The sequence below is a fragment of the Paenibacillus harenae DSM 16969 genome, from assembly GCF_000422465.1.
In the GTDB taxonomy this organism is placed as follows: Bacteria; Bacillota; Bacilli; order Paenibacillales; family Paenibacillaceae; genus Pristimantibacillus; species Pristimantibacillus harenae.
In genome coordinates this window covers 710,202-732,399 of sequence record NZ_KE383842.1, presented here as the reverse complement: position 1 = coordinate 732,399, position 22,198 = coordinate 710,202, and the positions used below count along the sequence as shown (strand labels likewise).

24 protein-coding genes are annotated in these 22,198 nt (G+C 50.4%); 5 read left to right on the top strand and 19 right to left on the bottom strand.

The genetic code is table 11. The annotated features are described in order from the left end of the window. Positions 1-69: 69 nt before the first annotated feature. From H581_RS0113570 to ald, 5 genes are all read right to left on the bottom strand, one after another. On the bottom strand, positions 70-912 hold the full coding sequence (locus H581_RS0113570; RefSeq protein ID WP_425414601.1) for a purine-nucleoside phosphorylase: 843 nt from the start codon (positions 910-912) through the stop codon (positions 70-72). A 64-nt stretch (positions 913-976) separates the two neighbouring features. Continuing rightward, positions 977-2,155 carry a phosphopentomutase gene (gene deoB, locus H581_RS0113565; RefSeq protein ID WP_028610470.1) on the bottom strand — a complete coding sequence of 393 codons (1,179 nt, stop codon included), beginning with the start codon at positions 2,153-2,155 and terminating at the stop codon, positions 977-979. 45 nt (positions 2,156-2,200) lie between these two features. Then, the gene (gene xerD, locus H581_RS0113560) at positions 2,201-3,115 is read right to left on the bottom strand and encodes a site-specific tyrosine recombinase XerD (protein WP_342663406.1); all 915 of its coding nucleotides are present in this window, start codon (positions 3,113-3,115) and stop codon (positions 2,201-2,203) included. A gap of 90 nt (positions 3,116-3,205) precedes the next feature. Next, the gene (locus H581_RS0113555) at positions 3,206-3,439 is read right to left on the bottom strand and encodes a DUF4227 family protein (RefSeq protein WP_028610468.1); all 234 of its coding nucleotides are present in this window, start codon (positions 3,437-3,439) and stop codon (positions 3,206-3,208) included. Between the two features lie 78 nt (positions 3,440-3,517). Beyond that, positions 3,518-4,660 carry an alanine dehydrogenase gene (gene ald, locus H581_RS0113550; RefSeq protein ID WP_028610467.1) on the bottom strand — a complete coding sequence of 381 codons (1,143 nt, stop codon included), beginning with the start codon at positions 4,658-4,660 and terminating at the stop codon, positions 3,518-3,520. Positions 4,661-5,203: 543 nt separating this feature from the next. Here ald and H581_RS33975 point away from each other — a divergent pair. Beyond that, positions 5,204-6,061 carry a S8 family peptidase gene (locus H581_RS33975; protein ID WP_169507501.1) on the top strand — a complete coding sequence of 286 codons (858 nt, stop codon included), beginning with the start codon at positions 5,204-5,206 and terminating at the stop codon, positions 6,059-6,061. Between the two features lie 48 nt (positions 6,062-6,109). Here H581_RS33975 and fur read toward each other — a convergent pair whose 3' ends face one another. The 3 genes from fur to H581_RS0113530 all read right to left on the bottom strand — a co-directional run bounded on the left by fur (position 6,110) and on the right by H581_RS0113530 (position 8,493). Then, positions 6,110-6,583 (bottom strand): ferric iron uptake transcriptional regulator, encoded by a 474-nt coding sequence (gene fur / locus H581_RS0113540; RefSeq protein WP_028610466.1) that lies wholly within the window; start codon positions 6,581-6,583, stop codon positions 6,110-6,112. A gap of 92 nt (positions 6,584-6,675) precedes the next feature. Beyond that, a complete protein-coding gene (gene spoIIM, locus H581_RS0113535; RefSeq protein WP_028610465.1) occupies positions 6,676-7,296 on the bottom strand; it encodes a stage II sporulation protein M in 621 nt (206 codons plus the stop codon). Between the two features lie 630 nt (positions 7,297-7,926). Next, positions 7,927-8,493: an NUDIX domain-containing protein gene (locus tag H581_RS0113530; protein ID WP_028610464.1), complete on the bottom strand. Its 567-nt coding sequence runs from the start codon at positions 8,491-8,493 to the stop codon at positions 7,927-7,929. 96 nt (positions 8,494-8,589) lie between these two features. Between H581_RS0113530 and mciZ the strand changes: the two genes are divergently transcribed. Next, complete coding sequence (gene mciZ / locus H581_RS39465; RefSeq protein ID WP_084134580.1) at positions 8,590-8,754, top strand: Z-ring formation inhibitor MciZ; 165 nt, start codon at positions 8,590-8,592, stop codon at positions 8,752-8,754. 112 nt (positions 8,755-8,866) lie between these two features. Here the strand turns inward: mciZ and H581_RS0113520 are convergent, their stop codons facing one another. After that, entirely contained in the window at positions 8,867-10,000 is a 1,134-nt protein-coding gene (locus H581_RS0113520; protein WP_028610463.1) for a M20/M25/M40 family metallo-hydrolase, read from the bottom strand. Positions 10,001-10,081: 81 nt separating this feature from the next. Between H581_RS0113520 and prli42 the strand changes: the two genes are divergently transcribed. Next, positions 10,082-10,180 carry a stressosome-associated protein Prli42 gene (gene prli42 / locus H581_RS37910; protein WP_156889581.1) on the top strand — a complete coding sequence of 33 codons (99 nt, stop codon included), beginning with the start codon at positions 10,082-10,084 and terminating at the stop codon, positions 10,178-10,180. Here prli42 and lipB read toward each other — a convergent pair. From lipB to lpdA, 5 genes are all read right to left on the bottom strand, one after another. Beyond that, positions 10,169-10,876, bottom strand: a complete 708-nt coding sequence (lipB, locus tag H581_RS0113510) for a lipoyl(octanoyl) transferase LipB (protein WP_028610462.1) — start codon at positions 10,874-10,876, stop codon at positions 10,169-10,171. The two genes, prli42 and lipB, sit on opposite strands and share 12 nt — an antisense overlap. A gap of 17 nt (positions 10,877-10,893) precedes the next feature. Beyond that, positions 10,894-12,240 carry a dihydrolipoamide acetyltransferase family protein gene (locus H581_RS0113505; protein WP_028610461.1) on the bottom strand — a complete coding sequence of 449 codons (1,347 nt, stop codon included), beginning with the start codon at positions 12,238-12,240 and terminating at the stop codon, positions 10,894-10,896. A 153-nt stretch (positions 12,241-12,393) separates the two neighbouring features. Next, positions 12,394-13,377: an alpha-ketoacid dehydrogenase subunit beta gene (locus tag H581_RS0113500; protein ID WP_028610460.1), complete on the bottom strand. Its 984-nt coding sequence runs from the start codon at positions 13,375-13,377 to the stop codon at positions 12,394-12,396. After that, positions 13,377-14,411 carry a thiamine pyrophosphate-dependent dehydrogenase E1 component subunit alpha gene (locus tag H581_RS0113495; protein ID WP_028610459.1) on the bottom strand — a complete coding sequence of 345 codons (1,035 nt, stop codon included), beginning with the start codon at positions 14,409-14,411 and terminating at the stop codon, positions 13,377-13,379. The genes H581_RS0113500 and H581_RS0113495 overlap by 1 nt, the downstream gene beginning before the upstream one ends. 99 nt (positions 14,412-14,510) lie before the next feature. Then, positions 14,511-15,938 carry a dihydrolipoyl dehydrogenase gene (lpdA, locus tag H581_RS0113490; protein WP_028610458.1) on the bottom strand — a complete coding sequence of 476 codons (1,428 nt, stop codon included), beginning with the start codon at positions 15,936-15,938 and terminating at the stop codon, positions 14,511-14,513. A gap of 220 nt (positions 15,939-16,158) precedes the next feature. Between lpdA and H581_RS0113485 the strand changes: the two genes are divergently transcribed. Then, a complete protein-coding gene (locus H581_RS0113485) occupies positions 16,159-16,452 on the top strand; it encodes a DUF2627 domain-containing protein (protein ID WP_028610457.1) in 294 nt (97 codons plus the stop codon). 75 nt (positions 16,453-16,527) lie between these two features. Here the strand turns inward: H581_RS0113485 and coaD are convergent, their stop codons facing one another. Beyond that, entirely contained in the window at positions 16,528-17,004 is a 477-nt protein-coding gene (coaD, locus tag H581_RS0113480; RefSeq protein ID WP_028610456.1) for a pantetheine-phosphate adenylyltransferase, read from the bottom strand. 134 nt (positions 17,005-17,138) lie between these two features. Here coaD and H581_RS37905 point away from each other — a divergent pair, with 134 nt between their 5' ends. Next, positions 17,139-17,306: a mechanosensitive ion channel protein MscL gene (locus tag H581_RS37905; RefSeq protein WP_156889580.1), complete on the top strand. Its 168-nt coding sequence runs from the start codon at positions 17,139-17,141 to the stop codon at positions 17,304-17,306. Positions 17,307-17,484: 178 nt separating this feature from the next. Here H581_RS37905 and spo0A read toward each other — a convergent pair whose 3' ends face one another. From spo0A to ahrC, 4 genes are all read right to left on the bottom strand, one after another. After that, positions 17,485-18,297 (bottom strand): sporulation transcription factor Spo0A, encoded by an 813-nt coding sequence (gene spo0A, locus H581_RS0113470; protein ID WP_028610454.1) that lies wholly within the window; start codon positions 18,295-18,297, stop codon positions 17,485-17,487. A gap of 265 nt (positions 18,298-18,562) precedes the next feature. Further along, positions 18,563-19,885, bottom strand: a complete 1,323-nt coding sequence (gene spoIVB / locus H581_RS0113460; RefSeq protein ID WP_028610452.1) for a SpoIVB peptidase — start codon at positions 19,883-19,885, stop codon at positions 18,563-18,565. Positions 19,886-20,007: 122 nt separating this feature from the next. Next, positions 20,008-21,714 (bottom strand): DNA repair protein RecN, encoded by a 1,707-nt coding sequence (gene recN, locus H581_RS0113455; protein WP_028610451.1) that lies wholly within the window; start codon positions 21,712-21,714, stop codon positions 20,008-20,010. 15 nt (positions 21,715-21,729) lie between these two features. Continuing rightward, positions 21,730-22,182: a transcriptional regulator AhrC/ArgR gene (gene ahrC, locus H581_RS0113450; protein ID WP_028610450.1), complete on the bottom strand. Its 453-nt coding sequence runs from the start codon at positions 22,180-22,182 to the stop codon at positions 21,730-21,732. Positions 22,183-22,198 lie beyond the last annotated feature (16 nt).

Below are 22,198 nucleotides of genomic sequence, written 5' to 3'. Positions count from 1 at the left end.
CGACGAATCATAAAAAAAACACTGTCATAATGAGTCGACGAAATTGTTACAATTGTGTTACAGAGAAGCTTACATCGCCGCGATTAATGCGGTAACAAGTCCCAAAAATTGGGACTTGACTCTTTCAGTCGTTTCCATAACTTCCGCATGGGACAAGGGCTGGTCCAAAATACCCGCGGCCATATTGCTTATACAAGATATTCCAACAACTTCGATCCCCGAATGGCGCGCTGCGATGACCTCGGCAACAGTCGACATTCCGACAGCATCAGCGCCAAGTACGCGCAGCATGCGAATTTCGGCAGGGGTTTCGTACGTCGGACCGAGAAGGCCCGCATAGACGCCCTCCCTCAGGGTGATGCCTTGACTAGCGGCAATCCCCTTGGCAACTCCGCGGAGGCGCTTGCTGTAGGCTTCGGACATGTCGGGGAAACGAACGCCCAACTCGTCGTCATTCGGTCCGATCAGCGGGTTTTTACCGGTCATATTAAGATGATCGGATATCAGCATCAGATTCCCGGCCTCAAAATCGGTATTTACGCCTCCCGCCGCATTCGTGACAAGCAGCGACTTGACGCCAAGCGCCTTCATCACCCGAACAGGAAAGGCCGTTAATTCCGGACCGTAGCCTTCGTACATATGAAACCGGCCGCGCATAAGCAGCACCGTCTGGCCGGACAGCGTTCCGATAAGAAGCTCGCCCGCGTGTCCTTCAACCGTTGAAATCGGAAAATGCGGAATGTCATGATATGGAATCGTTACCGCATTTTCCAAATAATCGCCAAGCACGCCGAGTCCGGAGCCCATAATAAGCCCGATTGACGGTTTTTGATCCGTTTGCTTCGCAATGTATTGCGCCGCTTCCTTGATGTTGGCCGAAGTAAGGCCGGCCGCTGTTATTTCGTTCATCATTGTTTCCTCCTCAATGGTTGCAATGGTTTAGGTAAGCAAACCTGTTTTGAAACCTATATATGAATCATTTCAGTTGGTCCAGGAAGCTCGTCCCGTTCGGCGGCGCATCCACGCCAAAGTTATCGGCTATCGTAGCCCCCAAATCGGAGAAGGTAGACCGATCGGATAAAGGCCCAGTTTCCTTGAACGCCGGACTGTACAATAGAATGGGGACATATTCGCGGGTGTGGTCCGTGCCCGGATGAACGGGATCATTGCCGTGGTCAGCCGTCACGACCAGCAAATCTCGTTCGCCAAGCTGGCTCTCAAGCTCAGGCACCGCCCGATCAAACTCCTCCAACGCGGCTGCATAGCCTTCGGGATCCCTGCGATGGCCGTACAACGAGTCGAAATCAACGAGATTCGTAAACAAGAGTCCTTTAAAAGGCTGCTTAAGCTGCTCGATCGTGCGGGAAATCCCGTCCTCGTTGCTCTTTGTCGGCGTTGAAGCCGAGATGCCCTCGCCGTCGAAAATATCATTGATTTTGCCGATGGCTATTGTATCATAACCGGCTACCTTCAACGCATTCAATACCGTAGGCTCAGGGGGCTTCACGGCATAATCATGCCGATTGGGCGTCCTCTTGAAGGAACCGGGATTGCCCGTATACGGACGCGCGATAACCCGGCCTACCGTGAACCGCTCGTCCATCGTCAGTTCCCTCGCGATTTCGCATGCGCGGTAAAGCTCCTCCAGCGGAATCACTTCCTCATGCGCCGCAATTTGGAATACGCTATCTGCGGAAGTATAGACGATCCAGGACCCGCTATTCATTTGCTCTTCGCCGAGTTCATCCAAAATCTCCGTCCCGCTAGCCGGCTTGTTCCCGATCACCTTCCTGCCCGTCCGTTCCTCGAACGGACCGATAAGCTCCGGAGGGAAGCCATCCGGGAAGGTCTGAAACGGAACCGTCATCTTAAGGCCCATCAGCTCCCAATGCCCGGTCATCGTATCCTTGCCGACCGATACCTCGGCCATCTTGCCGTAATACGCCGCAGCCGCTCCTTCCGCCGGAACCCAATCGGAGATGGAGGCGATCCGGTCTAACCCCCATCTTCTTAGATGAGGCAGCTGCAATCCCGGCACCCGGCCGGCAATATGTCCGAGCGTATGCGACCCCAGGTCGCCGAAAGCCTCTGCGTCAGGCAGCTCTCCAATGCCGACGCTGTCCAGTACGATAACTGCAATGCGGTCAAATTTCATATGTATGGCTCCTCTCTCTGTTAAACGCTTTGCAGCCGCAATCCATTAAGCGCGCGGGTGCGCGCTGCTGTATACCTCTCTCATACGCGTCTTCGGCAGCTGCGTATATTTAAGCGTCGTTGAAATATCCGCATGTCCCAGCAGTTCCTGTACTGCACGAACATCCGCTCCGTTTTCCAGCAAATGAGAGGCTACGGAATGCCTGAGCGTGTGCGGTGTAATGTCCGCCACGATTCCGGCTTCTTTCGCATATTTCTTTATCGTCTTCCAAAAGCCTTGCCGTGTCAACCGCGTGCCGAGATGGTTCAGAAAAACCGCGGACTCCGATTCCCTTGAAGTAAGAAGCGCATCTCTGCCGTTTTGTATATAATCCGTCAATGCGAGCTGCGCCAACGAGCCGAACGGCACGATCCTTTCCTTTAAACCGGTTCCGATGCAATGAATAAAACCGAGCTGCAGGTTGATATTCTCCATATTAAGCGCCACGAGCTCAGATACGCGAATTCCCGCCGCATAGATGAGCTCAAGCATCGCTTTGTCCCGTTTGCCGGCTGCGCTGACACTGCTGGGTGTCTCAAGCAGAAGGCTTGTCTCAGCAACCGTTAACACATTCGGAGGTTTCTTCTCCTGCTTAGGGGCTTCCATAAACAACGCCGGATTTTGGATCAGAATGCCATTAAGCGCCAAGTAGTGAAAAAAAGCGCGCAACGAAACGATATGACGGGACAATGTCGCCGCCTTCCTGCCGTCTTCCTTCAGAAGCAGCAAATAAGCCGAAAGATGATGTCTTTGAACATCCGCCGGCTCCGTAAATCCCTTCTGTTCTGCATACGCGATAAATCGAAGCAAATCACGTTCATAGGATGACAGGGAATTCGCTGAGAGTCTGCGCTCCGTTTGTAAATAATAAAGGTACTGCTTCAAATGGGCTTTCATGATTGTTCCTTTCAAATTCGGCACATGCCTGCTCCGTATTTTCTACAAGATTCCACAAGGAAGCATCCAATTCCTGCTTGCTTATCGAATCTGTGCACGATGCACAATGCGGGCTCACTCCCCATACCAATAAAACCATCGCAAGCGGTCGGCCGCCTTGCTGCTGTCAGGCGGACCAGGCTCGGTCAAAAAGACCTTAAGCGCATCGCCCTCCGGCACGCGGTAAGGATGTACGGGTGAGATCGTTTCCGCAAGCCAGCGATAGCCCCCGGTCACAACGAATAACAGGACCGCGAAGATGACTAAAAATACGATGCGGCTCATCCATTTCCGGATAGAAAATACCATTCCTGCCGACCTCCTTGTATGATGATCCCTTTGTCCATCGTTACCACCATATGAGGAAACCGGCAGGAATATGCCGCCTTAAGGCTGCAGCTGGTCGTACGGAATACTTTCCAACCATTTGTCCAATGGCGAATAGGGCAAGCCTACAGCCTCGGCTACCGGCTCGTACGTCACTTTTCCTTGATGGGTATTGACGCCTTTCTGCAAAGGCACGCTCCGGCGGACCGCATCCATTCCGCGGTTAGCCAGCTCCAGCGCATAAGATATCGTCACATTGGTCAATGCGAAAGTTGAGGTGCGCGGCACGGCTCCCGGAATATTTGCGACCGCGTAATGGACAACGCCATGCTTGACATAAATGGGATCCTTGTGCGTAGTGGGATGATCTACCGTGGCGATCGATCCGCCCTGATCCACTGCCACGTCGACAATAACGGAGCCCTTCTTCATCGCCTGAACCATCGGCTCCGTAACGAGATGAGGAGCTCTTGCGCCCGGAATTAGAACCGCACCGATCAGTAAATCCGCCCTGGCCGCGGCTTCGGCAATATGATACGGACTAGACATCAGCGTACGGATTCGGCCTCCGAATACATCATCCAAATATCTCATCCGATCGGCGCTTCGTTCTAAAATGACAACATCCGCGCCCATTCCAAGCGCGATTTTTGCTGCATTCGTCCCTACGACGCCCCCGCCGATGATAATAACCTCCGCCGGAGGCACGCCGGGAACGCCGCCAAGAAGCACGCCTCTTCCCCCGTTGAACGTTTCCAGAAATTGAGCGCCTACTTGAACGGACATCCGTCCCGCAACCTCACTCATTGGCGTCAGCAGAGGCAGACTGCCGTTTGCGAGCTGGATAGTTTCATAAGCGATTGCCGTAACTCCTGTATCGACTAAAGCCCTGGTCAAATCGGGCGCTGCGGCAAGATGCAAATAGGTGAATAAAAGCATCCCTTCCCGGAAGTAAACAAATTCCTCCGTAAGCGGTTCTTTCACTTTCATTATCATATCCGCCTGAGACCATACTTCGGCTGCCGTACCTAATATTTCAGCACCTTCCCGGATGTAGTCGTTATCCTCGAATCCGCTTCCGATTCCGGCACCGGTCTCAACGAGTATGCGATGGCCAGCCGCCGCCAGCATGGTAACGCCAGCCGGGGTTAAAGCGACACGGTATTCACTTTGCTTGATTTCTTTCGGAACTCCGACGATCATGCTCCTTCTCCTCCTCAGACTGCTGGGTGACAAACCATGATGCATGGTTTCCTTTTCTTATTGATTTATGATCAATTTACGCCAAATGTTTGTACTCCGGGAGTCATTCGCCCCAACAAATTTATACTTTGTTATATTTCAAAAAATATGTGCTCCCGCATCAGTTACCTATACACAAATCCGTCCTCCCCCATACACTGATATCGTTTATTGCTGTAGAAGGGAGCTGCCGCGTCATTGCCAAGGGTTGAAACGTTAATTAGCAGATGCGCCGTCTGCAAACCGTCCGTATATACCAATCGCCTCCTCATTACTATGCGCTCCGCCCAAATATACAATCGCTGCCTAAGAAAATTAAGAGCCCTCGGGATCTATCCGTTCAAAGCCGTTTCCGGCAGTAAAATTCTCGGTTTTTATATCGATATACGTAAGAACTGGCGCTTATTGTCCAGGCATCCGCTAATAAAGTTCATGGAAAAGGATTTTAAGATACGCACGCACGGCTTGAAAGCAAACAGGAACCAAACTGTTCGGAGATGCTCCATGCCTTTAATAACCCCCGCAACGGCTCCCGCGCTTATCGCCTGGAATGTCGACCGCATCAAGGCACCTGCAGCATGGAAGACGACTCGCGGAAAATCGATAAAGGTTGCCGTCATTGATACGGGTATTGCCAAACATTCGGATTTATTGATCGCAGGAGGAGTAAATACCATCAATAACGGTTCCTATGCGGATGATAATGGACACGGCACCCATGTTGCCGGCATCTTAGCCTCAATCGGCGCTTCAGGGAAAATAGCCGGAACTGCGCCTGAGGTTGAATTATTCGCGGTAAAAGCGTTGGATCGAGACGGGGAAGGGTATTTATCCGATATCGTGGAAGGCATCGATTGGTGTATTCAAAATAAGATGCAAGTCATAAATATGAGCTTTGGCCTGCTAAGCTCCGAGGGCAGCGGAATTCTGCGCAATGCCGTGAAGCGCGCGTTTAAAAAAGGAATTATTATTGTTGCATCGGCCGGCAACTCAGGCAGCTCAAGCGGAAAAATTGACGAACCGGCATCCTTCCCCGAGACGATCTCCGTTGCCGCGTCGACCCGCTCCGATCAAATCGCGGGCTTCAGCAGCAGAGGAAAGGGAATCAGCATTACGGCGCCAGGAGAAAATATATCATCTACGTGGTTAAACGGAAAATACAGGACGGTGTCCGGAACCAGCATGGCATCCCCGCATATCGCGGGCGGCGCCGCCTTGCTGTTGGCCGGCAAGCCCGGCTTAAGCCCGGCAGCTGTTAAATCAAAGCTGCAGCAGCGTGCAAAGACGCTTAATGGTTACAATATCCGGTCGCAAGGCTCAGGTCTGCTTCAGCTTGACCGTATTTTCGGCAATAAGTCATAATCGAAACGAAACGGCTCTGCCGTCCAGAATGCTGGGCAGCCGAGCCGTTTATGTTTGCTTCGATTCTGAAGCCGATGAATCATTCTTCTCTCTGCAACGCCGGCATACCCCTTGGAAATCAAGCCGATGGTCGACGACGAAAAAACCGTACTCCTGCTCCAGCCGCTCCTCCAAAGGCAGCAGCCAGTCTTCCTTTATTTCATCCATCGTTCCGCATTGCACACATATTAAATGATGATGATGATGCTTGTTGCTGTCCGTACGCAAATCGTACCTTGCAACACCATCGCCAAAGTTCAACTTCTCAACGACATGCATTTCACTGAGCAGTTCCAACGTCCGATATACCGTTGCGAGACCGATCTCAGGAGCTTTATCCTTAACTAACATAAATACATCTTCGGCGCTAAGGTGGTCGTCTTCATTTTCAAGTAAAACACGAACGGTTGCTTCGCGCTGCGGGGTTAATTTGTAGCCTTGCGACTGCAACTGTTGTTTGATCTTATCAATCCGGGCTTCCATGATTCCCCCCCTACCACATGTCTGCGCCTAATTCAGGAAACGTTTCCTTTCATTATAGGCGTTATCCCGTGATAAAGTCAAACGAATTAGTGTCAGATTGTGGCGTTTTCCGGCGAAAGAAGAGGTGAAACCCAGCTGATCAACATTGGCGATACGTATGCTTCTATGAGGGCTGCGCCTGCGAAAATAATGAGCATAAGCACGGCTGTCGACGTAAAGGATCCCAGTTGAGGCGCAAGCTCGCCCTTTTGCCGCAATAGCCTGTTTTTGACGACATACATCGAGAAGGAGATCGCCGCGGCGCTTGTAATGATCATGGCCGGAACCGCTATTATATTTTGCGGGGCAACCGATACTAAGGAAAGCAGAACCCCCTTCCACGCATATTGATTAATGAGCGTTCCGACGGCAAATCCCACCAAAGCTCCTTTTAAAAAATTTAGCACGAGCACGCCGGGGATGCCGACAACAGTAATCCCCAACACCCATAATAAAACGAGCCATTTGCCGTGAAACGAAAACCTTTCCCAGAAGGAAGCCGCTTCTCCCATACCCATCCCGTTATTCATCAGCTGCACGTACTGATCGACATCCAAAGCAAGCTCCTGCTGCTGCTCCAGCGTCAGCGCGTTCACCATTAAACCGCCGAATATGACGCCGACCACAAACAAGACCGAAACGAAAACATATAGCGACAATTGATTTTTTATCATTTTGGTATCCTCCGCTCAGCTTCCCCCAGACCCTTCTAAGGGCTTTCTACCAAACCTTCAAAGGCCTCTGCAAACCTTCAAAGGCTTTCTGCCTAACCTTCAAGGCGTTTCGAACTTTTCTACCAAACCTTCAAAGGCGTTTCGAACCCACCCAAACCCTCCCTTCCAAGGGAGGGCCCCAAGGGTTGCACCCTCTGGACACCCGCAAATGGACTAACGTTGGTGCAAACGAGACGGTTGTGAACTGCTTTTTGCTAATGATCGCTTTCGTCCCTGCGGGACACGCTGGAAGTGTGATCGATTGAGCAACCTGGTACTGTGTACTGTATGGATGGCTGTTTATACATTAAGTTCATTTTGTGAAATTAGTTCGGATAACGGGGTGAGGTAGGTCGTTTAGTTTCATTTTGTTAAATTAATCGTACTTGATTAAATAAAACGCGCAGGTAATCAGCCGATTAATTTCATGGCATGAAATTATTTCTTAATAAGCGTGATGGATATCAGTTTTAATTTTAATAATTGAAATAACATTGGCAGGTACACCGCCTGCTAAATGAAAATTATCGTATGGGTAGGGTTGTCTTCCTTATTGTATGAGGGAATGCGCGGAGGTATGACGAAGGTCGGCTAGAGCCGACCTGTCAGGATGTATAGTTTCCAAGCGTATACCGCAAGGATTGTTTTGGCGTCGCTGATTCGACCTTCTTCCATATAACGCTCTGCTTGGTCCAGGGTGATGGCCTCGACCTTCAGGTCCTCATCTTCATCAGGGCTCTGAACGCCCTGCTCGACTTCGTCGGTGAAGTAGACATAAAGCTTCTCGTCCGCAAAACCCGGCGATGTGTAAAAGACGCTTAGAAGCTTAAGCTTGCTTGAGCGGAAGCCGGTCTCCTCTTCCAGCTCGCGGGCCGCTGCTGCCATCGGATCTTCTCCAGGATCAAGCTTGCCCGCTGGAATTTCAATTTGAAATTTCTCAAGCGGTTTCCTGAACTGCTCGACAACGAGCAGCTTTCCGTCCAATAGCGCCATAACGGCCGCTGCCCCGGGGTGCTTCACGATTTCTCTCGTAGCCGTCCTGCCGTTTTCGAGCGTTACCGTATCGACCTGCAGCGTTATCATCTTCCCGTCGAATATCGGTTCGGTTTTTATCGTTTCCTCGCGCCATAACGCTTTCGCCTGCCGCTTGTCATCCACCTGAGATCGACTCCTTATCTTCCCTTTTATGTATCCGCATAACTTGTCCAGTCCCAGCATATCTATCATTATATCAAATCGACAGGGGCGGGATAGATGAAACAATACGTTGCTTTAAATCATTTGAGATTGGTCGGAAAAGGCTGGGAAATACGGCATCAGCTGCGAAAGCTGTCCGCATCATCGATATCGAAAAGCCCGATGTCCGAATATACGAATGTGATCAGCGTGCGTCGGATCTACCCGGAAAAATCAAATTAGACGCTGTGCTCTATGCAAGCATGAAAGCGCAAGCGTCACAAAAGCCCTTCTCCCTTACCCAGCGTACGCTGGGCAAGGGATTAAAGGGCTTATTGGCATGCTTTGAAGCAGATTACCGGATCGCCGCCGCCTGTTTTATAATCTCCACGACAAGCTCGGTTGTCTTTACCAGATCCTCAACTTTGATCTGCTCTTTGGTCGTATGAATATTCTCGTAGCCGACTGCCAGATTTACGGTAGGGATGCCTAAGCCATTGAAAATATTCGCATCGCTGCCACCGCCCGAATGGAAGGTTCGAGGCGTACAGCCAATGGCCGTAATCGCTTTTTTCGCAAGCTGTACGACAGGATCTTCATCATCATATTGGTAAGCCGGATAGATGACATGACTTTCCAGCTCGCCGCGCGCGCCGAACTCTTCCGCCGCGCTTTGCACCGCCGCCCGCATCGCTTCGATTTGCTTATCCAGCTTATGCTGAACGATACTGCGCGCCTCCGCCTCCAGCTTTACGAAATCGCACACGACATTTGTGGCTCCTCCACCCTCGAACCGGCCGATATTAGCCGTAGTTTCCTTGTCGATCCGGCCCAGCGGCATTCTCGCAATCGCTTTGGCCGCCACCTGGATCGCGCTGATGCCGTCCTCCGGATTTACTCCGGCATGAGCCGACCGACCGTGCATCTTGATTGTAACCTTCGCCTGAGTCGGAGCGGCTACCGCAATATCGCCGATCTTTCCGTTCGAGTCCAGCGCATAGCCGAACTTCGCCTCCAGCTTCGAGCCGTCAAGCGAACGAGCGCCAAGAAGTCCGGACTCCTCTCCAACCGTAATGACAAATTGAATACGGCCGTGCGGAATAGCTCGCTCCTTCACGATGCGGATCGCTTCGAACATCGCGGAGATGCCGGCTTTGTCATCGGCTCCAAGAATGGTCGTCCCGTCGCTGCGGATATATCCGTCTGCATCTAGCTGCGGTTTAATGCCGGCGCCCGGCGTAACGGTATCCATATGACAGGTGAAAAAAATGGTCGGCGCGGTAGGATCGGTCCCCTCCGCTTCCCATAACGCAAACAAGTTGTTTGCGCCGTGCCCGGTTTTGGCAGCCGCGTCATCCTCGCTGATTTGCAAGCCCAGCGCTTCAAATTTCCGCTTCAATACTTGGCTTATTTCCTGCTCATGCTTCGTCTCGCTGTCCACGCGAACCAGCTCCATAAACTCTTCGACCAGTCGTTCCTTTGCAATCATTAACGTTTCCTCCGTCCGTCATTTTGTTATACAATAGATATAGCCAAGCTTACGTTTTGTAGATGAAAGGAGCTAATTGAAATGCAAAGACAGAAAATCATACGCATCGTCGCAATTGTACTTGTATCCGCACTGCTGCTGTCTACCTTATTCGCAGGTCTGGGATCGCTATTTTATTAATTCCCCGCACTCATAATGAAAGATCTCCGCGAAATACGGCAGCAATTGATCGGCAGCCTCTTCGACAGTCATCTCGAGACCGGTTAAATCATTGAACGAGGTTACGCCGTACTGCTCGATCCCGCATGGAATAATTCCGCTGAATCCATCGGCGGCGATGCCGGCTTTGATGTTTAAAGCGAAGCCATGACTTGTAATAAAGCCCCGCCGCTGCCGGGCTTTATTAAATTTTACCCCAATGGCGGCGATTTTCCGATCGCCTACCCATACTCCCGTATATTCCGGCTTTCTGCCCGCTTCTATCCCGTACTCGCCCAGCCAATTGATAATAACCTGCTCCAGACCGCGAAGATAAGCATGCAAATCCAGTCCTGCGGCATCCAAATATAACAGCGGATACCCGACCAGCTGCCCCGGGCCGTGATAGGTAATATCTCCGCCGCGGTCGATTTGGAACAAAGAAATGCCGCGCTGCTTCAGCTCCTCCTCGCCGAGCAGCAGATGCTCCGGGTGACGGTCGGAACCGATCGTGTAGGTCGGCGGATGCTGAAGAAGGAGCAGCGTCTCCTGACGCTCCTCCCGGTCGATTTCCTTCACGTATGCTTTTTGCAGCTCCCAGCCTTCTGCATAGCCGACTTCTCCAAGATAGCGGGCATCCAACCTCTTTAAGCCATTTGCGTTAGCCGCTTCAGCCATGTTGGCGCTCCCCATTTCTAATACAATTTGCTTTCCGTATTGAAGCTTTCCAGATTATCCTTCACCCGCTGCAGAAACCGGCCGCATATGACGCCGTCCAGAATCCGGTGATCGAGCGACAGGCACAGATTGGCCATCGATCGGACGGCCAGCATGTCATTAATGACAACAGGCCTTTTCACGATCGATTCAAAGGTAAGAATCGCCGCCTGCGGGTAATTAATAATCGGGTAAGATAAAATGGACCCGAATGAACCGGTATTGTTAACCGTAAACGTGCCGCCCTGCATATCCGATAGCGTCAGCTTGCCATCGCGCGTTTTGCGGGCCAGCTCCTCGATTTCCTTCGCTAAGCCGGCTACGTTTTTGTGATCGGCATTTTTGATAACCGGCGTCATGACGGAATCCTCCGTACCGACCGCAAGCGATATGTTAATGTCGCGCTTCACGATAATTTTATCGACTGCCCACATCGAGTTCATGATCGGGAAGTCCTTGATCGCATTGACGACCGCCTTCAACAGGAATGCCAAATACGTTAGGTTAATGCCTTCTCTCTTCATGAATTCATCCTTGAGCTTATTGCGCAGCAGCACGAGATTCGTTACATCAACCTCGATCATCGTCCAGGCATGCGGTATTTCGCTAACACTTTGCCGCATATTACGAGCGATCGTATTCCGGATCGGCGTAACATCGATAAAGCTGTCTCCGCGCCCAAGTCCCGCAGCGCCTTCTACCTCGATTTTCGGCAGCCGCGGCGTTTCCGTCAAATGAAGACCGGAAGATCGGACCTGCGCAGCCGCATCAACGGCATGTGATCCCCCGTTGCCGTTCAGTACCGCATTAACCTGTTGGTTTGACTTACCCGCCCCGGAAGCCGCATAAGCAAGCACATCCTTACGCGTAATCCGGCCGCCAAGGCCGGTTCCGGCCACATCCGTCAAGCGAATGGCATGTTCTGCCGCAAGCTGCTGTACGGCCGGCGAGAAGCGTCCGCGCATCGGTGCATCCTCCGAATCCCCGGCAGGGGCGGCTGCGCCAGGCGAGGCTTGAACGGAGCCCGTATAATCTGGCCGGGAATCTGCGGATGCCTCTCCGCTTGCCCCACTTTCCGTTTCAATGACACAGACCGCCGTACCGACAGGTACCGTCTCTCCGTTGCCCACCAATATTTGCACAAGCTTGCCCGATACGGTTGAAGGCAGTTCCGCGTTCACCTTGTCCGTCAACAATTCACAGATCGGCTCGTAAATATCCACCCAATCGCCCGGCTTCTTCAGCCATTTATCAATCGTGGCCGATACGAGCGACTCCGCTAGCTGCGGCACGACGATTTCCGTCAGTGTTTTCATGTTTTTCATCTCCCAACTGGCCAGGGACGTAAACGGCTGACGCCACGCACGAACCGTTTGCTGCTTCTTTGCACAGCTCGGTTCCGTGCCTTCCTCCGGCGGCGCAGTATACGACTCGCGGTCATATAAGCTATATGATCCAGTTCCTAACCTAGATCTCTTTTAATAAAGAGCCAAGTTTCTCATGGCTTCTTTCACTTTTTCTTTGTTGAGCATAAAAAATTTCTCTCCAGGCGGATTGATCGGCATTGCCGGCACGTCAGGTCCGCACAAACGCATGATGGGAGCATCCAGCTCATACAGAAGCTCTTCGGCGATTATCGCCGATACTTCGGCGCCAATGCCGCCTGTTTTATTATCCTCATGGATAATAAGCACCTTGCCGGTTCTGCGCACGGCTTCAAGAATCGCTTCCTTGTCCAGCGGTTGAAGCGTCCGAAGATCAAGAATATGAGCGCTTATTCCTTCGCCTGCAAGGTCTTCAGCCGCTTGCTCTACGAAAAGAAGCGGCAGGCTGTAGCCGATCACGGTGATATCCTCGCCTTCGCGAAGCACATTTGCTTTGCCGATCGGTACGGTGTAATCCTCTTCCGGCACCTCGCCGTTAATGAGCTTGTAACACTTCTTATTCTCGAAGTAGATCACCGGATCCGGATCCCGAACAGCGGCCTTTAGAAGGCCTTTGGCATCGTAAGCCCGGTAAGGAGCTACGATCTTCAAGCCGGGCGTTCCGAAGAACACCGATTCCGGGCATTGCGAATGATATAAACCGCCGAATACGCCGCCGCCGATCGGAGCGCGGACAACGACCGGACAAGTCCAATCATTATTGGAACGGTAGCGGATTTTAGCCGCTTCGCTAATAATTTGATTTGTCGCCGGGAACATGAAATCCGAATACTGCATTTCCGCGATCGGCTTCATGCCATACATCGCTGCCCCGATCGCAACGCCGGCAATAGCCGATTCCGCAAGCGGGGTATCCATCGCGCGCAGCTCGCCGAACTGCTCTTGAAGCCCCTTCGTCGTTGTGAACACGCCGCCTTTTAAGCCGACATCCTCACCCAGCACAAACACGTCCTCGTCGCGTTCCATTTCTTCCTTCATGGCCAACCGAATCGCATCGATATAATCTATAACGGGCATTAGCTTCGTCCTCCTTGCTCCGCGTCATCCGCATATACATGCAGCAGCGTCGACTCCGGCGCCGGAAACGGCGCTTTATCGCCATATTCGGTCGCTTCTTCCAGCTCCTTACGGATCTTCGCATGCAGCTCCGTATCAAGCTCCTCCGACCATATGCCGATATCGATCAAATATTGTTTATATTTAGGTATGCCGTCTTTGGCGCGGTTAAGCTCCACCTCTTCCTTGGTCCGATAAGCCAAATCGTTATCTGACGTGGAGTGCGGGGATAGCCGGTACATCAATGCTTCAATCAGCGTCGGTCCTTCGCCGGCGACGGCGCGCTCGCGGGCTTCCTTTACGATCCGGTACACTTCAAGAGCGTCGTTGCCGTCTACCTGAACGCCGGGGAAGCCGTAGCCCAGCGCACGGTCCGCGACTTTTCCGGCCAACTGCTTGTGGATAGGAACGGAAATCGCATATTGATTATTTTCGCACATGAATATGACAGGTAGCTTATGAACGCCCGCGAAGTTACAGCCCTCGTGGAAATCGCCCTGATTGCTGGAGCCTTCACCGAACGTAACGAAGCTGACAAACGGTTTCTTTTTCATTTTAGCGGCTAAGGCAATGCCTACGGCATGAGGTAATTGCGTCGTTACGGGACTTGAGCCTGTCACGATTCTTAGCTTCTTCGAGCCGAAATGGCCCGGCATCTGACGGCCGCCGCTGTTCGGATCCTCCGCCTTCGCGAACACGGACAGCAATAAGTCCCGCAGCGTCATGCCTACGGACAGAACCAAGCCGTAGTCACGATAATAAGGCAAGAAATAATCAATCTCGCGGTCCAAAGCGAAAGCCGCCGCCACCTGGGCTACCTCCTGGCCGACTCCGGAGACGTGGAAGTTGATTTTGCCCGCGCGCTGCAGCAGCAGCATCCGCTCGTCGAACTTCCTGGCTTTCACCATCGTTGCGTACATATCAATTGCTTGCTCATCGCTAAGCCCTAATTCCAAATGACGAACATTTTGCCCAGTCGTACGGGATTGGGTCATAAGGTGTTCCTCCTTTTTTGCCAACTATTATAACCTGGTACTAAGACTAGATCATATATCCATTATAACCTTATTTAGCCCAAAAAGAAAACAGCCGCTTTAGAACGAGATGGCTTTGCCGTCTACGGCAAGCATGGCTTCTCCAAGCGCCTCCGCAAGCGTAGGATGCGGGTGAATCATTTGGCCAACTTCCCACGGCGTGGCATTAAGCAGACCCGCAAGGCTTGCCTCGGAGATGAGGTCCGTCGCATGCGCCCCGATCATATGAACGCCGACAATATCATTGGTTCTGCGGTCCGCGATAACCTTTACGAAGCCATCCTTCTCGCCGAGAACAATCGCTTTGCCGATTGCTTGGAACGGAATTTTGCCTGTCTTAATATCATGGCCCTTGGCGCGGGCGCCGTCCTCCGTCAAACCGTAGGAAGCAATTTCCGGCCGTGAATAAATACAGCGGGGAATTAAATGATGCTCCACGGCTGAAGGCTTGCCTCCGCTAATATGCTCCGCAGCGATTATCCCTTCATGAGCCGCGGCATGGGCAAGCTGAACACCGCCAATAACGTCGCCGATCGCATAGATATGCGGCTCGGTCGTTTGACCGAAAGCATTCACGAGGATAGCCCCGTTCTCCGTCCGGATATCCGTATTTTCCAGCCCGATTCCTTCAACGTTCGGAAGCCGGCCGACAGATAAGAGCATTTTCTCAGCAGTCAGCAGCACATCGCCGTCAGGCGTGCTTGCCGAGATCGTAACCTCTCCGTTAGCGCCCGCATAGCTGTCAGTCTGCAGCTGTACGCCCGTTAACACGCGCACGCCGCGACGGCGCAGCAGCTTCGTCAGCTCAGCAGAAATTTCGGTATCCTCGCCTGGCAGCAGTCTGGAGCCCGCTTCAACCAACGTTACCTGAACGCCAAAATCCTGCAGAAGCGACGCCCATTCCACCCCGATAACGCCTCCTCCCACTATTATCATAGAGGTGGGCAATGTGCTCATGACCAATGCTTCATCGCTTGTCAGAATATACTCTCCGTCCGGAACCAGTCCCGGGAGCGAACGCGGAATGGAACCCGTCGCAATAATCAAATTCGTTGACACGACCGATTCCATCTCGCCGTCAGGCAGCTCTACGGCAAGAGACCCGCTTCTCGGGGAGAAGATCGAAGGTCCGATCACTCTGCCTTTCCCGTGAATCATTTGAATGCCGTTCTTCTTCATCAGGCTTTGCAAGCCGCGGTACAACTGTTCGACCGTTTGCTCCTTGCGGTTCTGCACGTTATTGAAATCCAATGAAACCGCGCCCTCCGCTACCTGTATTCCATATGTATTTGCTTCCAGAAGCGTGGCGTATACCTCAGCGCTGCGCAGCAGCGATTTGCTCGGAATACATCCTTTATGCAAGCAGGTGCCGCCCAGCTTGTCCATTTCGATAATTGCGACTTTCTTCCCCAGCTGCGCAGCGCGTATCGCTGCCGTATAGCCGCCTGGTCCGCCGCCTAACACAGCTACGTCTACCTGTATAGCCATTATCTCATTCCTTTCACCGTTGACAGCATCATATGCATGTATCATACGATCATCATTTCATCTCTATTGCCCATTCGCATTGTAACATGACATTCCATTCTATTGTACCTGTTTTTACCCGCCACAGCACATAGAACATTTCCGAAATAGACACCCGCATCGTAAAAAGGTATGATGAATATAACTGTTTATGTTGACCGATAAGGAGACGCTAAAAGTAATGAGATTGATTGCATCCCGCTTTATTGCCATTTTATTGCTCGTCATTCCAGGCTTGTTGGCCTGCTTCGGCTTTCTAAAGATGAAAGATTCCATTTTTTATTACTTCTCGGATTTCGGAAACGATGCCGTCACGCCAAACTTTGATTGGCTGAAGTTTGTGCTCGGACTGGTTATGTTTGCTGCCGGCGCGGGTTTTATCGGCGGCTGGACCTTCTTCCGGGACCGTAAGCGTAATTACGTCGCACCGCGTTTTAAGCAGAAACGGCCTCGTCCTCCGAAACCTCAAAACTAACAGGTAAACCGCTTCGGCCGGAATTCGATCATTCCAAGGCCAAGCGGTTTTTTGCAATTATTGATCTCGGGATCCTCATTCCTCGTACTCTAACATCCTCAAATACGCTTTTGGCACCATATACGAGGAGGCATGCTCCGATTTGCCCGACATCAGGAACATCCGGACGAGGGAGCTGCTCGTTTGCATATAATGGGTATACGGCGACAGGTAGATCGTATCCGCCAGTGTCGTGTTTCGAATATACTGCTCCAGCTGCAGCTCATATTCGAAATCCGTCGCGTTACGAATGCCCCGTATGACGGCATCGATCTGATGTTTATTAATATAATCAGCGACGATGCCTTCATAGGGTATGATTTTTATTTTATCATCCTTTAAGATCGACAGGCTGACCAATTCCGTGCGTTGTTCGATCGTAAAGTGATGCTTCTTCGAACGATTATTCGCAACCAGAATATGCACTTCTCTGAACAAGCGGAAAGCCCTCTCGATAACCGATACGTGGCCAAGCGTAATCGGATCGAAGCTCCCTGCATAGACTGCCCTCATCGCCTCACCTCGAAAGCCTATTTTACATTACGATAATGCTTTTAAAAAATGATTACAATGATCTCTATTACAGTTTATTGTTCCATAATATAGATAAACTACGATTAGAGCATCAAATGAAACCGAGGTGCAAAATGAGAATCGTATTCGATGTGTTTGTAGATGGAAAAGTGAAGGAAACGATCCAGCCCAGCAATCAGCGCTTGAAAGAAATTCACGCTTTTATTAAAGAGGAATCCACGGGATTAATTAAAAAATACGGTACGAATGTATATTTGAACCGCAGAGTAGTTTATCATTAAGCCGTGAAACCTCGAAATCTTTCAAGCCAATAGCAACCTTCTCCCCGCATATCCTAACCTTGCCATTTTCAATCCATCTCATTCTACCCGACATCCATCCCGAAATGCAAAAAACCAAAAACCGTTAACTATTGGATTCGTAAAGCAATCCGATAATTAACGGTTTTTTGTTTGATGTTTAGCTCACCTTATGTTCAATCCGCAGTTTATCGGCTACCATCGCGATGAATTCGGAGTTGGTCGGCTTCGACTTCGAAATGTTAATCGTGTAGCCGAACAAGTGACTGATGCTGTCGATATTGCCTCGTGTCCATGCGACTTCAATCGCGTGACGGATAGCGCGTTCGACGCGGGATGGTGTCGTCTTGAACTTTTCGGCGATGGCCGGATACAGCGTCTTTGTAATGGCGCCCAAAATTTCAATATTGTTGTACACCATTGTAATGGCTTCGCGTAAATATTGATAACCTTTAATATGCGCCGGCACTCCAATTTCATGAATGATGCTCGTAATGTTCGCATCCAGATTCTTGCCCTTCGGAATTGGCACGACATTCGATTTGATCGTCGTCGAACTTGATGAGTAGCTGCCCGTAGAAGAGAAAGTCGGATTACCGGCCAGCTGGCGAATGCGGTTTGCCAAAATGTCCATGTCAAACGGCTTTAGGATATAATAAGATGCGCCAAGCTGAACCGCTTTTTGAGTAATGTTTTCTTGACCGAACGCTGTCAGCATGATGATTTTCGGCATTGGGGACAGATTCATTTCTCTTAAACGTTCGAGTACGCCTAAGCCGTCGAGATGAGGCATAATAATATCAAGGATAAGCACATCCGGAACCTTCCTCGATTCTTCCAAATGTCTTAATACTTCTTCTCCGTTATACGCAACACCACTCACACTCATATCACTTTGTTCGGATATGTATTCCGATAACAGGTTAGTAAATTCACGGTTGTCATCTGCCAATAATACTTCAATTTTATGCAAGTTGTGGTCCTCCCTTAAATGATTATTAATGAGTACGATCACTTTGTTGTCTAACTAAAGTTTTCGACATTTGAATCTGAATTCCTTCTGTCGAAAATTATTTTTCTTTATTTTTTTACTCGGTTTCGATATAATTAAAAATTTGTTACATCTATTGCTACGCTTCGCTTTTCTTCGACAAAATTCATTCCGTATCTCTGGCTTTCGGAAAATAAAAAACGTCCGCCGAGGCAAAGCTTCAACCGCGGCAAACGTCTTGAGCTTGTTAAGCTGCTTTGTTTCCATTTGCTGATTTCAATAAAACTCCTGCATCCTGCAGCATCCACTCAATAAAACAACCATACCCGGATGACGGATCATTCACAAAAACATGAGTGACGGCTCCGACAAGCTTTCCGTCTTGGATAATCGGGCTGCCTGACATCCCTTGAACAATGCCTCCGGTTTTGTTTAATAATCGTTTATCCGTTATTTTTATGACCATCCCTTTTGTCGCTGGCCCTGATTGTTTGGATACATGTACGATGTCGATGTTGAATCGTTCGACCTTTTGTCCATTCACAACCGTTAAAATTTGTGCAGGCCCTTCTTTGACATCTTCGGCAAACGCTACCGGCAATGATTTATTACTGTAGCTATGTGTTGGAACTTCATTCATTTTGCCGAAAATGCCAAACGGAGTATTCCGCTCTACATTGCCTAAAATTTTGCTTTCTTTCACAAAATGAGCGCGTTTCTCTCCCGGCTCGCCATCCTGACTTTTGTTGATCGACGTAACGCTTGATTGCAAAATTTGTCCTTCTCCTACCTCAATTGGCGTTTGTGTGTCCATATCTGTAATCACATGTCCTAATGCGCCATAAACACCTTGATCCGGTGCGTAAAAAGTAAGAGTGCCTACGCCTGCCGCTGAATCTCGAATATACAAACCTAATCTCCATGCCTTATCCTCTGCATCAAATACAGGGCTCAGTCGAGTCTCAGCGATTTTTCCATCCCGCTTATAAGTAACGATAAGAGGTTTTTTGCCATTGCCTGCTTTCTCGCATAAATCAGCCATCTTGTGTACTTCATTAATGCGAGTGCCGTTAATTTTTACGATGAGGTCTCCAAGCTTTAATCCCGCTGCTTCACCCGGCGATTTTTTTGTGCCGTCTTGATCCTCTACCTGGTGATGTCCTACGACTAATATTCCTGCCGACTTCACTTTAACGCCAATGGTTTGACCGCCCGGTATGACGCGCAAATCGGGAATCACATTGACTTTTACCGTCTTAAATGGAATTTTACCGAATAATTTCACTTTCATACTCGTCTGGCCGCTGCGATTAGGCTGCAGTGACAGCGGATCATTCAAATTGACCGACAGCGAATTACTGGAAGATCCGTTAATCTGAAGCATATGAGGGTCGACCGTTACTTCTGCATGAACCGGGACTCCATATTGTAGTCGTTTCATCTGCCCGGAGAATAACCGAAGTTCATTCGGGATGGCGGCAAAGTGTTGAAACGGGGCGGAGCTTCCGATCACGCAAATGAAGAAAACGAGAACTAGGCCAAACCATCGCTTCCGTTGATTGGAGTTCAATGATTTCACGCTCCCTGTATTTCCATCGCATGACGTTAAAGGCATATCGCCAATGGCGTACCTTTAAGTTACCCCGAGCCGTTTGTTTTATGTCCGCAAAAACATTCCCTGAATGGCTTCCATTACGCTCCCTTCTGTCTGTGGGCCAAATCAAGCATTTCCTGTGCATGATGTCTTGTTTTTTCCGTCACTTCCACGCCGCCGAGCATGCGCGCAAGCTCTTCGATCCTCATGTTTCCGATTAATTCGGCAACCGAGGTCGATGTCCGCGAACCAGTAACCTGCTTGCGGATTTCATAATGATGATCCGCCATACATGCAACTTGAGGCAAATGAGTGATCGAGAATACTTGGCACTTCGCGGCCAGGTGCGACATTTTCTCTGCAATTGCCTGAGCGGCGCGCCCGCTTACGCCCGTATCCACCTCATCGAATATAAGAACGGGAACCTGATCGATTTCGGCGAAAATGCTTTTGAGCGCGAGCATGATACGCGACATTTCGCCGCCAGATGCAATTTTACTGAGCGGCTTTAGCGGCTCGCCCGGATTGGTTGACAGCATGAACACTGCCTCATCCAATCCATTGGCATGCAGACGAACCTGTTTGTCAACATTCCCCTGCGATTGATCGAGCTGAACCCTAAACAACGCCGATGGCATTTGCAATTGTCCGAGCTCCCTCTCAATGGCTTCAGATAGGCGTGCTGACGCATGATCGCGCAACTGGGACAGCTCCTTTGCCAAAGCAAATGCTTGATCGTAGAGGAGCGATTCATTCGCGCGAAGCTCATCCAGTAACTGGTCCCGGTTTTCAATATTGTCGCGGTCTTCAGTTGTCCGCTCCAAATAAGCTATAATATCCGGAATCGTTTCACCGTATTTGCGTTTCAAGCCATTTATTAAATCCAGTCTGTCATCCACCTGGTTAAGCAAGTCCGGATCTGATTCAATGCCATCCCGGTAATCTCTCAATTGAAATGCAGCGTCCTCTGCCTGGTAAAAGGCGGATTGAAGCTGCTCGAGAAGCGGCCCTATTGTAGGTGCATCATACGTTTGAATGTCGATCAGCTTCGCGATTGCCTTGCTGAAAGCGTCTAAACCTTTACCGCCATACAGCAGCGAATAAGCCTCCGAGACGGCGTCCATCCGTTTACCTGCATACATTAGTTTGCGCCGCTGCTCAGCAAGTAATTCGTCTTCCCCCGGTTTTAGCTGCGCATTGGTTATTTCTTCAATCTGAAAGCGGTATAAATCCAGCATTTGCACATTTTGCCTTGTTGAATTCTCCAGCTCGCGCAGCGAGGCTTTTACCTTCTGAAGCTGGTTGAAAACTTCGCGATAAATTTGCTTGCGTTCGATCAGCAAGTCGCCCGCGAACAAATCGAGCCATTCCAGATGCTGTTCGGTCCGGAGCAAGGATTGATGTTCATGCTGCCCATGAATATTGACAAGACATTCACCGATCTCACGAAGCATCGTCATCGTGACGAGCTGGCCGTTAACGCGGCTGCTGCTCTTCCCGTGCGAAGAAAGCTCGCGCCTTATGACGAGCATTTCTTCGGGCGAGGAGTTTACGCCCAGCTTAGCGAGCACATTCCACACCGGATGATCCGTCGACAGATCGAACATCGCTTCCATCTCCGCTTTGTCGCAGCCGTAACGGACCATATCGGCGGAGCCCCTTCCGCCAACGACCAAGCTTAACGCATCGATCAAGATCGATTTGCCGGCACCGGTCTCACCGGTCAATACATGGAATCCGTTGTGGAAAGTAACGTTTACTTCTTCGATAACCGCTAAATTTCGAATCGATAACTCACGCAGCATGATCGAAAACCCTCCCTAATTCAATAGCTCCAGCAATCGTTCTACAACTTCCCCGCTATGCGTCTTCGTGCGGCAGATCATAAGAATCGTATCGTCGCCGCAAATCGTACCCATTAATTCCGGCCACTCCATATTATCGAGAAGAGCGCCAATAGCGTTCGCCGTTCCGGGAAGACATTTCAGGACGACTAGATTGTCGGTATAATCAATATGTACAAAATGATCGAGCAGCGCTCTCTTGAGCTTATGAATCGGATTCTGACGCTGCGTTTCATGAGGAATGGAATACTTGTACTTCCCCTCGCCTGCCGGAACCTTGATCAGCATCAATTCCTTCATATCCCGCGATACGGTAGCCTGTGTCACCTGCATGCCGGTAGCCCGCAGCGCTTCGACAAGCTCCTCCTGCGTCTCGATATCATGGTTGGATATAATTTCCTTTATTCGATATTGACGAATCCCTTTCATAAGAAACCTCCATTGA